Origin of the sequence: Streptomyces sp. NPDC005551, from assembly GCF_042871785.1 — a bacterium.
Classification (GTDB): Bacteria; Actinomycetota; Actinomycetes; order Streptomycetales; family Streptomycetaceae; genus Streptomyces.
The window spans coordinates 11,963-24,763 of record NZ_JBIAJE010000011.1; the positions used below are offsets into that span (position 1 = coordinate 11,963).

At 71.4% G+C, this 12,801-nt stretch carries 10 protein-coding genes; 5 read left to right on the plus strand and 5 right to left on the minus strand.

The window, feature by feature from the left end; genetic code table 11:
* Position 1: 1 nt before the first annotated feature.
* Positions 2 to 1,234: an AAA family ATPase gene (locus ACFYP4_RS28650; protein ID WP_388789235.1), complete on the minus strand. Its 1,233-nt coding sequence runs from the start codon at positions 1,232 to 1,234 to the stop codon at positions 2 to 4.
* Between the two features lie 727 nt (positions 1,235 to 1,961).
* Between ACFYP4_RS28650 and ACFYP4_RS28655 the strand changes: the two genes are divergently transcribed.
* The 5 genes from ACFYP4_RS28655 to ACFYP4_RS28675 all read left to right on the plus strand — a co-directional run bounded on the left by ACFYP4_RS28655 (position 1,962) and on the right by ACFYP4_RS28675 (position 7,675).
* Entirely contained in the window at positions 1,962 to 2,990 is a 1,029-nt protein-coding gene (locus ACFYP4_RS28655; protein ID WP_388789238.1) for a TniQ family protein, read from the plus strand.
* Between the two features lie 109 nt (positions 2,991 to 3,099).
* Positions 3,100 to 3,963 carry a TnsA-like heteromeric transposase endonuclease subunit gene (locus ACFYP4_RS28660; protein ID WP_388789241.1) on the plus strand — a complete coding sequence of 288 codons (864 nt, stop codon included), beginning with the start codon at positions 3,100 to 3,102 and terminating at the stop codon, positions 3,961 to 3,963.
* Complete coding sequence (locus tag ACFYP4_RS28665; RefSeq protein ID WP_388789244.1) at positions 3,960 to 5,852, plus strand: Mu transposase C-terminal domain-containing protein; 1,893 nt, start codon at positions 3,960 to 3,962, stop codon at positions 5,850 to 5,852. Before ACFYP4_RS28660 ends, ACFYP4_RS28665 begins: the two co-directional genes overlap by 4 nt.
* A 161-nt stretch (positions 5,853 to 6,013) precedes the next feature.
* Positions 6,014 to 6,358: a hypothetical protein gene (locus ACFYP4_RS28670; protein ID WP_388789247.1), complete on the plus strand. Its 345-nt coding sequence runs from the start codon at positions 6,014 to 6,016 to the stop codon at positions 6,356 to 6,358.
* An 846-nt stretch (positions 6,359 to 7,204) separates the two neighbouring features.
* Entirely contained in the window at positions 7,205 to 7,675 is a 471-nt protein-coding gene (locus ACFYP4_RS28675) for a hypothetical protein (protein ID WP_388789250.1), read from the plus strand.
* An 861-nt stretch (positions 7,676 to 8,536) separates the two neighbouring features.
* Here ACFYP4_RS28675 and ACFYP4_RS28680 read toward each other — a convergent pair.
* From ACFYP4_RS28680 to ACFYP4_RS28695, 4 genes are all read right to left on the minus strand, one after another.
* The gene (locus ACFYP4_RS28680; RefSeq protein WP_388789253.1) at positions 8,537 to 9,745 is read right to left on the minus strand and encodes a hypothetical protein; all 1,209 of its coding nucleotides are present in this window, start codon (positions 9,743 to 9,745) and stop codon (positions 8,537 to 8,539) included.
* A 333-nt stretch (positions 9,746 to 10,078) separates the two neighbouring features.
* Positions 10,079 to 10,399 carry a hypothetical protein gene (locus tag ACFYP4_RS28685; protein ID WP_388789256.1) on the minus strand — a complete coding sequence of 107 codons (321 nt, stop codon included), beginning with the start codon at positions 10,397 to 10,399 and terminating at the stop codon, positions 10,079 to 10,081.
* 258 nt (positions 10,400 to 10,657) lie between these two features.
* Positions 10,658 to 11,101 carry a hypothetical protein gene (locus tag ACFYP4_RS28690; RefSeq protein ID WP_388789259.1) on the minus strand — a complete coding sequence of 148 codons (444 nt, stop codon included), beginning with the start codon at positions 11,099 to 11,101 and terminating at the stop codon, positions 10,658 to 10,660.
* A gap of 622 nt (positions 11,102 to 11,723) precedes the next feature.
* Positions 11,724 to 12,800, minus strand: a complete 1,077-nt coding sequence (locus tag ACFYP4_RS28695) for a helix-turn-helix transcriptional regulator (RefSeq protein WP_358853993.1) — start codon at positions 12,798 to 12,800, stop codon at positions 11,724 to 11,726.
* Position 12,801: the final 1 nt, after the last annotated feature.

Below are 12,801 nucleotides of genomic sequence, written 5' to 3' on the forward strand. Positions count from 1 at the left end.
TTCACAGTGGCGGCGCGACCCGCTGGAACAGCCGCCTCAGCAAGGCCCGGTCGATGGATGCATCAGCGGTGGTGAGCAGCGCGTTCTGCAGGTGCGCAGTCAAAGCGGCCCACGTGCGGAACGTGCCGTGCGCGCACGACCGGTCGATCCACGTCAGGTCCGGGGCCGGTACGGTGCGCCACAGCGGATGGAAGCCGGTCACCACGGTCGCCACTTCCGCTCCGGTCAAGCGTGGAACCTCCTGCCATGCGCCGATACGCGATGCCAGCTGCGGCAGCCGGGACAGCGCCCGCTCGCTGCCCGCCCCGACGAGCACCAGCGTGATCCGGGTGCCGGGGTGGTCCCACAGGCTCTGCAGGTACTCCAGGCACGGCACGGGCAGGCGCTGCGCCTCGTCGACCACCAGCACCCGCGCCTCACCCAAGGCCCCCGTGACCGCGGCGTCGGCCAGCGCCGACGTGTGCGGGAAACGGCCCGCCAGCGCCAGCGCGTCGAATACCGCACGCCTCATGCCGGCCACCGACGGGCGCACCGGTACCGGCACCCACGTCACCTTCCAGCCCGGCGGGACCTCGTGGAGCGCCATCCGCACGGCGGCGGTCTTGCCCCGGCCCGGATTGCCGAAGACACACACCGCGCCCTGGCTCGCCATCGCCTGCCCGACCGCCTCGGCCACGGCCCGCACCGACGACGTCCGCACCAACTGCGCGCCCGCCGGCAACACCACACCCGCCACCGCGCCGCTCTCCCTCGAGCCTGCGACCGCACCTGGCTCAGAGGGCGGCAGCCGACGCGCAGCCACTTTCGCTGCGCCTGCCTCACTCGGTCCGGCCAGGGCGAGGTCAGACAGGGCCTGCCGCGTTTGCTGTTCTTCACGCTCCCGCCGCGCCACCGCGCGGTCCGGCAGGACCCTGCCGGCCTGAAGGTCCCGGCGCACCGCCCGGTGCAACGAAGCCAGCGAGGACACCTCGCCCCCGGCCTCCTTCAAATGCCGGTGCAGCGCCGCCACGTTCCCGCCCGCCTGAGCCAGCACCTCCCACGCCTGGTCGGACAACTCCAGCCGGGCCCGCGGCCTGCGCTCCACGCGGCCCTCCGTCCGCGCCGCATCCAGCCAGCGCCACACCGTGCGCACATTCACCCCGCCCACCTGGGCGCCCGCACGCACATGCGCCGTCGTCAGCACCCCCGCCGCATCCAACTCCAGCAGCCGCGCAACCAGCACCGGTCTGGACACCCTCAACCCCGCCGTGACCTCACCCCACGCGCCCGGCTCCCCCACCCCACACCCTTCCGCCCGCGCAAAACCGACATCGACCACCGTGCCGCCGCGCAGCTCTCGGAAGGATCAGAAGTGCCGTTCTCAAGACAGTGGAACGGAGCGGGGTGTACCGCCCCACGACAGCCGCGCCGACTGCCGATACCGCCCCACGACAGTAACCACGCCCTACCTCAACACCCCACCAGCGGAAACACCCAGTTCTGATGTGCCGTCACTGACACCCACCCACCGACACCAAACCGGCACATCGCACCCAGGAGGGCGGCGCGGGCGGCGGGTGGGAAGAGTGCGTCGGCTAGCTCCTGCCGGTAGGCGCGGTCGGGCGTGCGGCGCAGGCTTCGGCAGTCTGGGCAGCGGCTCACCGAGCCGACAACGGGGCGATGGCAGTGGTGGCAGCGCCGCGAGGTGGACGACGGTATGGGGTCAGACATGCGGACCTTCCTCACACACGCGCGGACTGCAGGACCTTCTTGCTCCGCGACTGTTCCCCGCACACGCGGGGACTTTGCTGGTCAGGAACTGTTTAGGGCTCGATTCCCCCGCGCGTGCGGGGAGCAGCGGCACGGGCACGGTAGCGCAGCAGTGGGTGGTGGCGGGCCTGTTGCGCGTAACGGTGGTGCGTGTGGGTGGCTACGGGCCATTCCCCCGCCCGGGCCGGCAGGACGGGGGCAGTTTGAGGTTCGTGAGGGGTGTGCTGAGGGTGGCTCCGCTGGGCGGGGAGACGACGTGGTCGTACCTGTGCCGGCTCGCCGCCCGATACGGGATGGACAGCGGGATGCTGCTGGACGGCTGGCGGCAGGCCAACCGCCATCCGCGGCCGCGCAGGGGCCGCCCCCTCTCGGCGGTGGTGGAGGCGCTGTTCGACGAGGCCGGACAGGAACAACTGGAAGAGCTGAGCGGCATACCGCAGACCAGGCTGGCGCGTGCCCTGCCGACGTGGCAGCAGGGACCGGCCGCGTTCGCTCCCGCCGGCGGCGCACGATGCGCAAGCGGCGGCCGCGCAGCGGACGGGCCCTGGCCGGGCGGGCTTGCAGCGGGGCGGGTGCGCTTCCAGGACGCCCGCACATTCGGGTCCGTGGCCATCGCGTGCCGGCTGTGCACGGCCCGGCGCACCGGCCACCCGGTACACGCCGTGCGGTACCTGCCCCTGTGGCGGCGGGTCTGCCACCGGCACCAGCACTGGCAGAGCGACGCCGAACCAGGCCATGGCGAGCAGCCCGGCTGGCTGGACGTCGCCACCTGCCCCGAGATCGGCCACGCCCAGCAACGCTGGCCGGCGCTGGCCCGGCACGCCGCCCGCCGCGGACACGATCCGCGCCGCGCGTTCACTCTGGCCCGCACCATCGTGCTCGGATGGTGGCAGCAGGCCCCCGCCTGGCAGGCCGAACGGATCTGGCCGGCGCGTGTGCACCGCCTCACCCACGGCGCGGCCGATGGCCCGGAAACCGTATGGTCCGCGGCCGTACGCGACGCGGCCGTCCTCCCGGAAACCATTGCCCTGGCGCAGGCGTTGACGCACCCCGCCTGCATCCGGATGGCGCACGCCGACCGCGACCGGGTGCGCCCGGCCGGCTGGGGCGCAGGAGGGCGCCTCGTCCACCACCTCGGCCACCGCCTGAACCGGCCCTGGCTCGGCCCACTCCTCACCGTCGACTACACCAGCCCCCTACACACCTGGGTCACGGCGGGCAGGCAGGAGAACGGCGGCTGAGAGCGATGCGCCGACGGGCAGGTCGGCTGTTAGCTGATACGGCACTCGTTCGTGGCAGAAACACTGAAAACGGCCGTCCGGGTGGGCGGGAGCGGCTTGGCTGGCGCGGGTGACCAGCACAGGAGCGGCCCGGCCCAGGAGCCTGGCAGGGCGAGCGGCCGTGGACCAGGGCAGCGGGTTCGAGGTGGTGTTCCTCGACCCGGTGGGGCAGGCGGTCCAGCAGCGGTGGGCGGATGCCGCCATGACCGTGGCGTTCGAGGACTTGCCGCCGGTGTCGGCGTTCCCGGTGGTCCCGGGGCGGCGCTGGGGGCCGGGCCTGGGGTGGTCGGCGACCACCGGGCGGCACGTAGCCGCTGGGTCGAACGCGATGCGTGTCCAGCTGATGGTCCTGGACCGCGACCCGGACGTGACAGGCCTGGCGGGGCGGCCCGTGCGGCTGCTTTGGCGTAATCCCCGCGGGCAGGTGCGTTCCTGGGTGCCGCAGCTTTTCGCCCGCCGTGCCGACGGCACCGCGCTGCTCGCCGACTGCCCCAGCCACCCGGAGGCCGGGGGCGAGCGGGCGGTGAAAGCCGCCCAAGCGGTGGCGCAGGCGTGCGCGCACATCGGCTGGACCTACCGGCGGCTCGCCCCGCTGGACGAGGCAGCGGCGGCGAACCTGAAGTGGCTGGCCGGCTACCGCCATCCACGTAACGCCGGCCGCCTCGGTCTGATGCCCGCGGTCTTTCAGGCGTTCACGCGGCCACGGCCGCTGCTCGAAGGCGCCGTCGCGGCCGGTGACCCGATCGAGGTCCTCCCCGTGGTCTTCCACGCCCTGTGGCACGGACATCTGACAGCCTGCCTGGACTCGCCGCTGCACGAGCGTGTCCTGGTCGGCGCCTGGGACGGGGAAGTCCCGAACAGGACGGGAAGTGCGCGCGGCACAATGCCCGCCCGGCGGTTAGGGTCGGGGCGCACATCCGCTTCCGCGGCGTGAAGTGGCAGGTGGTCGCCCTGGCTGGGCAGGACATCCACCTCGTCGGCCCGGACGGCGGCGGCCAGGCCGTGCTCGCCGGGCACCTATTCGCTGACCCCGGCTTCACCGTCATCGGGGCCGACGTGCCCCAAGCAGCTCCGCAGTGGGGCCTGTTCGAGACCGCTCCCGCCGCGGCGCGCGAGAAGGCACTGGCCTGGCAGCGGCACGTCAGGGAAGTCGAATGTGGGCTGCCCGGCGGGCCCGGCAGCGAAGGGGCCCTACGGCCGCAGTACGACCCCGAACAGCACACGCTGGCCCAGCGCGAGCAGGCCAAGGCCGAGGAGCTCACCGCGCTCGGCTTCGGCCGCGTCTCGCGCACCACGGTGCAGCGCATGCGCCTGGCCTACCGCAAGCAAGGCTTGTGGGGGCTGCTCGACCACCGCACCACCCGCGCCTCCAGCCCCACCGGCCGGGCCGACGAGCGGGTCGTCGCAGCCGTCCGCGAAACGCTGCGTCGCCGCCGCGGCCGCTCCAACGGCACCATCAACGGCCTGTTCCCGCTGATCAACCAGATTCTGGAGGACCGGCACGGTCCCGGCACGGTGCCCGCGCCGTCGCAGGCCACGCTGTACCGTCTGGTCACTACCTTGGCCCGGCCCGGCGAACTGCCCACAGGGCCCGTGAGGCAGGTGCCGGCGAGCGTGGACGGGCGGGCCTTCACCCCCGCCACGGCGCTGCGGCCCGGCGAGCAGGTCCAGGTCGACACCACCCGCCTGGACGTCCTGGCCCTCTTCGACGACGGGCGTCTGGCCCGGCCCGAACTCACCATCGCCGTCGACGTCGCCACCCGCGCCATCCTCGCCACCGTGCTGTGCCCGAGCGTGACCAAGGCCGTGGATGTGGCCCTGCTGCTGGCGGAGATGGCCGTCCCCCACCCCGCCCGGCCCACCTGGCCGGACATCCTGCGCATGGACCACGCCCCCGCACTCCCCCACCAGCGGCTGGCCGCACTCGACGAGCGGCTGGCCGGCGCGGCGGCCCGGCCCTTTGTCCTGCCCGAGACGATCGTCGTCGACCGCGGCAAAGTCTTCGTCTCCGCCGCGTTCACCGCCGCCTGCGAACACCTCGGCATCAGCGTCCAGCCCGCCCCGCCCCACGCCCCCACCGCCAAAGGCATCGTCGAGCGGACCTTCGGCACCATCAACGCCCTGTTCTGCCAGCACCTGCCCGGCTACACCGGCTCCGACGTCACCCGCCGCGGCCCCGACACCGACAAAGACGCCTGCTACAGCGTCCCCCAGCTCCAAGACCTCCTCGATGAGTGGCTGGTGCACTACCACCACCGGCCCCACGAAGGCCTGCGCCACCCGATGATGCCCCGCAAAGCCCTCAGTCCGAACCAGATGTGGGCCGCGCTCGTCGCCGTCGCCGGACACGTCCCCGTCCCGCTCACCGGACGCGACTACCTCGAACTGCTGCCCGTGCGCTGGCAGGCCATCACCCCCGCCGGCATCACAATCCACCACCGCACCTACGACCACGACCTCCTCGCCCCCTACCGCGGCCAGGCCTCCCCCGTCGCCGGCCGCGGCGGGAAGTGGGAGATCCACTACAACCCCCACGACGTCCGCCAGATCTGGATCCGCCTCACCGACGGCCACCTCACCGAAATCCCCTGGATCCACCGCGACCACGTCCACCAGCCGTTCAACGACCACACCTGGCAGCACATCCGCACCCACGCCCACCACAGCAACCACGACGACAGCCAGCAGCAGCCCGGACGCCCATCACCCGGGTCCCGCCCGCCACATGTCACGTGTGGCGGGCGGCCGTGCGCCAAGCCCTCCCGGGGAGCGCCGCCCGGCCCGGCAACTACCGGTTCGCCCCGATCGGCCGACCGGTGGTGACAGACGGCCCGAGCACATGACCCGGGAAGGTGGGGGGCCGGGGCCTTTCGGGGTATGCAGGTTCGTTTCTTCACCGCCCGTACGGGTGGTGTGCAGATGCGATCTCCCCCGACGGGGCAGGGAGGTCACGGCAACGTCCCCCACCAGCAGAAAGACTCACCATGCGTCTCCGCTCCGCCCGCGCGGCCCTTCTCGGTGCCGCCCTGCTCGTCACCCTCGCCTCCGCCCCGGCCTCGGCTGCCACCGGGCAGTTCCGCTATGACTACGTGACCGCTGAGGGGTACCAGGCCACCGGCTTCCTCAACAGCCCGCCCAGCGAGCAGTGCCTCGACCTGCCCGGCGTCGGCCAGGACAACCCCCAGCCCGCCCATTCACCGAAGAACCGCACCGACGCCACCGCGACGGTCTTCGCCGAAGCTGGCTGCCAGGGCAACTACTTCACCCTCCGCCCCCACACCGGCGGAGTTTCCGAACGGCTGAAGGTACGCTCCGTCGTCTTCAGCTGACACACCATCATGGCCGGTCCCGGCCGGGCAACACCCCCGGACCGGCACGCTCGCAAGCGAACATCCGCTCGCACGCCTGAGCCAGTGATCCCCCGGGCCGACTTCGACGCCGCCGACCACACCCGCCAGGACAACGCACCCGCGGCCGAAGCAGGCCCCCTTCGGCCGTATCCCTCCGCCGGGTGATAAACGCCTGTACCCGGGGCTCTACCGCCGGGCGAGGCAGGGCAGAGGCCAGACGGCGGCACGAGGAGACCTGCAGCGACACGGTGGACGGCTCCGGCACTCTCGCCGCATCGTCCCCTCACGCGAAAGACCGGGCGGCATCGTGGGCGGCAGAGGCCGGCCACGCCCGAGTGCCTGCCGAAGTCGAGCAACGAACGGTCACCTGCGCCCGTCCCGGCACCCCCGTCCGGAGGCGGGTGATCGTTTTGCAACCGGAGCACCCCGCGGGCCACCCCGTGATTACAGCCCTGATGCACCCTGCCCGTTCGTCTGTCACCGGAGGTGGATCCTCGTGGTCCTTATCATCGTCGTCGCCGTCATCGCCCTGATCACCGGCCTCGCGGCCAACCGCTTCCTACGGCCGAGGCTGCTCGCCGAGGACGACGACACCGGCATGGCGGTGAAGGACCTCGTCGGACCCCTGCTCACCCTCACCGTCCTGCTCCTGGCCTTCGTCCTGGTCACCGCCAACGGCTCCTACGGCAAGGCCGAGGTCGCCTCACGCGGCGAGGCCCGCGCCTTGGACCAGCTCGTGGAGACGGCCGAGTACGCCCCCACGGCGCAGCGGGCCCGCATTCAGGCCGACGCCGTCTGCTACGCCCGCGCCGTACGGGCCCAGGAATGGCCGGCCATGGCCACGGCGGCGGCTCACCGGCGCCCAGCGTGTGGTCGACCGACTTCCGGCAGACGTTCCGCACCATGGCCGACAAGCCGGCCTTCGGCATGCTCGTCTCCGCGGACAGCAAACGCTCCGACGAACGCGAGGAGCGCCTCACACAGGCCAGCGCGAGCATCCCCAGTGCGATCTTCTGGTTCCTCCTCGCCACCCTCTTCATCACCGTCGTGGCGCTCGGCGTCTGCTTGCCCCGCAGGAACAACCGCGGGCAGTTGATCACCCTGACCGTGATCACCGTGCTCCTGACGGCCATGCTGATCATCATCCGGGACGTCGACCGGCCCTTCGGCGGCATCATCGACGTCAACCCCACCGCGATCGCCGAAGTCGAACGCCAGGCCACCCGCGACTTCCTCGCCCACAACGGCGCCGACGACATCCCCTGCGACGACCAGGGCGACCGCCGCCCCGCTTGAACCGGACGCAGCCCGCGCCATCCTCCTGCCGGCAGATCCACCGGCCCGCCCGTACTCGCTCCCGCGACAGGCCGGGCGGCTCCGGCCGGTGTCGGCAGTCGGCGGCTGCCGACTACCACCTCCGCGGCATCCACCGCCCAGCCACGAAGGAGCCCGCAGCGCCGCCCCCGTTCGACACCGCCTCGCTGCCCCTTCCCGACCCAGCCGCGCCTTGCAGCCGTGACACGCACCGGGCCGTTGCGGTCAGCCTGAGGCCCGGTCGCTAGGTCCTCCGCCGGCTCCCAAAGAGCGGCGAGGCCCTGCGGGGACTACGACGCGCTTTCCCAGGACCCCGCGGGCTCGCATCTCTTCGATGTCGGTGAGGCGGACTCCGGGCAGGGACGTATGCAGGTCGACCTGGGCAGCACGGATCGCGGACGCTTCAGGGCCAGCACCAAGCGGTCGACGGGCAGTCACATGATCATCGTACGGGCGGTTGGTGTCGATCCCATCCGGGTGCACACAGGTGCTGGCAGTACGGGGAGCGTGGAGACTGAGCTCTGGCGGGGTTCGGAAAGCAGCTCCTGCTGTGGAGTCCTCCGGAACGTGGTGCCCGGAGGACTTCCTCGATGCCCGCTCTGGCTGTGCTCACTGGCGTTACGCTCTCCTAGACGTCTGTTTGCGAGGCACGTTCGCGAAGCCGGCGCGGTATTCACTCGCCGCGTCGTGAAGAGCCGTGACCGCGGTCTGCGCGTGTTCCGTGTCCTGGGCGTTGTCGTTGGCCTCAGCGCCCAGGCTGCCGCAACTTGTACCGAGCTGGGCACGCCGTCGTGGGGGCAACCCGGTAGGCAATGGTGCGCCGGGCCTGTCGCTCATCCATGCTCACGCCTTCCGGCCGCCCTCCGTCCGCCGTGCCGCCCGCTCGGCATCAGAGGTGGCGCGGCCGGTCGCGGCGAGGAGGGAGAGCAGCGCGAGTACGGCGAGCAGGATGATGACCAGCAGCAAGATGGTCAGGGCCGTCGGATGGTTCCAGAGCGCGAAGAGCAGGGCCACGATCAGCAGGGCGGCCACGGCGATCCACCGGCGGTGGGCCTGGGTCCAGGTTCCCACCCGGCCGGTGCGGACCTGGTGGGCGTACGCCCACCGCGCCGCGGAGCCCGCGGCGTGCTCGGACGTGCCCCGGACGGCGCGTGGCAGCCGTCCGGGGCCGATCAGGTAGGCGCCGAGCGCGACGACCACCCCGAGCACGATTGCCGTGCGCAGGCTGACCCGCAGGAAGTGCATCAGGGTGTCGAAGACGGCTGCCGCGGCGGCTTCCGACTGGACCTGGGGCGGGAGGTGGTCCAGGTAGTAACGGCGGGCGATGATCAGAACGATGGCCACGACCAGGCAGGCGAAGGCCGCGCCGAGAGCCGTACGGGCCAGGGCGCGGCGGCGCCGGTGTGCCAGCAGCACTCCGGCCGCGCCGATCACCACGACGAGTACGGGAAGCCAGTTCCCGACCACGTCCAGCAGGTGAGCGCCCTTGCGGATCTTCTCCAACTGGTCGGACTGGAAGAGGACCATCTGCTTGTCGACCTCGGGGATCTTGGCGGCCGGGGACAGCCCGGCGTCCACGAGCGCCTGTTTGACCTGGTCGACGGCTTCCCCGACGTCGAGGGTGACCGTCCCGTCGTCCACACCCACGGCGCCGCGGCCCTCGCCGGTGAGCGCGTGCACGACGGCGTTGTGGGCGGCCCGGTTGGCGTTCGTCCAGATTTGCTCGAAGCGGTCGCTCTGTACGAAGCGGGTCGCCACCTTTGTGACCGTGCTGTTGACCGCGGTGTCGAGTTGGGGGCCCAGTCCCTTCACAGCCTGCGCGGCGCGGGGCGGCAGACCCTCTGCCTGCAGCCACGCGGCGATGTCCGAGGCGGCTTGGCTGCCGTCCACCCGCACATCCGCGGCATGGGTGATGCGTGTGATCGCCGCGTCCTCGATCGCCGGGTCCGAGGCCAGCGGTGAGACCGTCTCCACGTACCGGTCGGTGTCCAGCGCGATGTCGTGCACCCACACCGTGAGAAGTGCGACCGGCACGAGGATGCAGGTGAGCACGATGAGTACCGCCGAGGCGGTCTTCCGCGTGATCCGCGTGGCCGCCGAGCCGTGCCTGGGCCCGCCCCCAGCGCGTCACCCCCGCCGGCCTCCGGGACGGCAGCAGGCTCGGACGGCTCGTGCGAGCTGGTCATGGGTGCTCCAGGGCTGCTGAGGGATCGGCCTGCCTCCATTTCCGCCGCTTCGCTGCGAGACGGCCCGCCCAGGTGGGCCGTACGGGCGAGACGCGGTCGCCCCCGGAGGAGCAGCTCCGGCAGGCGAGGATGGATCACGACGTCATGGGACGGTATGGGCCCGAGCGGGACCCAAACCGTCCTGGCTGATCCCTGCGGCTTATGGTGCGTCCGGCGGAGGGTCGGGGAAGTCAGCGCCGGGCACCGCTTGGCGCAGTGGTCCCAGATCGCCGTACAGGGCGGCATGGAAGGCAGCAGCAAGCTCGCGTGCTCGCTCCCGCCCGGTTACGCCGTGCAGCATGAAATAGACCGGACCCGCAAAGGCATCGACATCAGCCTCCCGATCTCGGACAAGGCAGGCGATGGCGGCGTTCACAGCATCCTCGACGCTATGCGCTGGGCCTGCGGTGAGCGTATCCGCTTTGACCGTCCAGTGGCAGCCCTCGCGTTCAATGCCTACGAACACAGCAGACTGAGCCATAGCCGCACGGTAGACGGCATCGAACCGATTAGTGGTAATCGGGATCAAGTGGCTAGGGCAGGGAATTGGCAGGCGTTCCACACCATGCATCGTGTCAGGGGGAAGTACTGTCCGCGCGGTACCAGGCCTAAAGAACGAACATGTGCGGAGGCGGTGCGGGTCATCATCCCAGAGGTAGGAACTCTCTCCTCGAGCACGCCGTAGCGCCGGCCGCACCTGGCGCGTCTTGTCGGTGGGGCGGGTGGACCCCCATGCCCCTCACTGCAGGGCTCCTGCGCGGCGGCCCTCGGTGAGCAGCGCTTCCACCAGTCGCGATTTCACGCCCGGTGCCAGGAACATGAGGGGTTTGGCAGTCTGGTTCCGGTGGATCTCCATGCGGTGTGCTCCCATATAGAGTTCCACGACCGTTGTCTGCTGGATACCGGTCACGTCGCTCCAGGCCACGGCATCGGCCACCCGGCCGAAGCGGTTGGTCACGGCCACCCCCTCCGCCAGGAGGTAGCACCGGTTCATGCCGAGCCGGGCGGTCAGCAGACGCCATCCGAACGTCACGGTGTAGACCGCGATCACCACAGCCGTCGTCCAGATGAGGTTCCCGTCGACCTGGTCGGGGGTGAACACGGTGAAACCGGCCATGACGACCCAGAAGATCAGCAGGAATCCCCGAAATATCTGCAGCAGGGTGCCCGCGAAAGGGGTCATGACGGTGTAGTCCCCTCGGATCGGACCGAGGCCCAGTCCGGACACGCGAGTGCGCACGATTCCCCCATCAGCCAGCTCCGGTCCGAGCCCTGACGTTCGGTCGGCAAGGCAGGACATACCCCTACGCACGAGGGATCGAACAGGCTTGACCTGGATCGTGCCTGCAGGTCCCAGCGCAGGGGCACGGAGGCGGGACTGGCCGACGCGGCCGTCGCGGGCATCACCGTGCTGGACCTGTTCGAGGCGATCCCCGTCCAACACCACGCGAGCGCGCTGTACGGGAACTACGCGACGTCGTGGTCGGCTGACGACTACGGCTCCCACACTGGGAGGGCAAGCCCGGTCCCCTCGCAGTGGAAGTACTGGCCGCCACCTGGTGTGTTGCAGCCGCCGATGGTGCCAGCAGCAAAGCCGTATCACTGTAATCCGGCGAAACCGCTATGCGGAGGGACTATCCGTCACCGGGGACGGAACCGCTTCCGTCGTGGGCGCTGGAACATTCCCCGTGGCGATGCGTTCCTTCCGCCATGGCAGGAGCAGCGCGCTCGCCATACACAGCAGCCCGCGGCGGGCAGCCGCGTACTCCGGAAGAGACGTGTCCCGCACGGGTTTCAGCCGCGGGTCAGGAACGGCCACGGTCCGTGAGTACCGTCGCGACGAGCTCGCGGCGACTGCGTACGCCGACCCGGTCGAAGACCGCGGTCAGGTGCTCCTGCACGGTGTTGGCGGAGATGCGCAGCTCCCGCACGATCTGGCGGGTGGAGCATCCCCGGACGACCAGGGCGGCGACGCGGGTCTGCGCCTCGGTGAGGCCGTACGCGCTCAGCAGCAGCGAGCCGGTCTCGGCGGGGGAGGCCGGTTCGATCACGATGCCGATCTGGGGTTCGCTCTGCCCGTGCAGACGGGTGGCGTGCAGTGTGAACCATCGTCCCGACCCGCCGCGCAGCCGCACGGTGGCCGAGGCCGGCAGGGTGGGGGCGGTCTGCTCCAGGGTGCTCAGCCGGGCGGCCGCCGCCTGCACGGCCAGCGGCAGTCCGCCGGGGCCCGCACGCCCCGCGTCCCCGGTCTCCGCCAGCCAGGCGTGCGCCTCCGGATTCATGGACACGACGGCCAGGCCGGCGTCGAGCACGATGATGCCCGGGGCGGCCGGAGCCGGGGCACCGGCGTCGGTGGACTCGACGGTCACGCCCCGGCGCAGGCCCTCCGCCAGGTGCGGTGCGATGCGCCGGACCAGGGCGAGGTCACGGGAGTCGAAGCCGCTGGAGGCGTCCTCTCGGTGGAGGCACAGCACACCCCAGCAGCCGGTGCCGCTGACGAGGGCCGCGCGCAGTTCGTCGCCGAGTCCGAGCGGCGCCATGATCTCGCGGTAGCGGGCGCTGGCGGACCGGTCGCCGAGGGTGGCGCGGTCCAGCGAGCCCACCGGGTCGGCGGCCCCCGCGAGCGCGGTGAACTTGTTGACGTCGGCCCGGCCGAACTCGTTGTCCAGGAACAGCGTCCGCGCCTCGGCCAGGGGTTCCTCGGCGACTGCCGAGGTGAAGAGCAGTGTTGCGGGGTCGACGGTCGCGAAGAACGCCGCGTCCACGGACATGAGACGCCGGATCCGGCGCAGCGCCTCCGTGCGCAGACTCGTGACGTCCAGGCCTGCGTGGCACCGGTCGATCAGGACCTCGGCCCGGCGTGCCGTCGCTGTCGCGACCATG

What these genes read in the sequence shown, in the direction of transcription:
- ACFYP4_RS28670 (WP_388789247.1), top strand. Translation starts at nt 6,014, where the DNA reads ATGCGTCTCCGCTCCGCCCGCGCGGCCCTTCTCGGTGCCGCCCTGCTC.
- ACFYP4_RS28675 (WP_388789250.1), top strand. Translation starts at nt 7,205, where the DNA reads ATGGCCGGCCATGGCCACGGCGGCGGCTCACCGGCGCCCAGCGTGTGG.
- ACFYP4_RS28685 (WP_388789256.1), bottom strand. Translation starts at nt 10,399, where the DNA reads ATGGCTCAGTCTGCTGTGTTCGTAGGCATTGAACGCGAGGGCTGCCAC.
- ACFYP4_RS28690 (WP_388789259.1), bottom strand. Translation starts at nt 11,101, where the DNA reads ATGACCCCTTTCGCGGGCACCCTGCTGCAGATATTTCGGGGATTCCTG.
- ACFYP4_RS28695 (WP_358853993.1), bottom strand. Translation starts at nt 12,800, where the DNA reads ATGGTCGCGACAGCGACGGCACGCCGGGCCGAGGTCCTGATCGACCGG.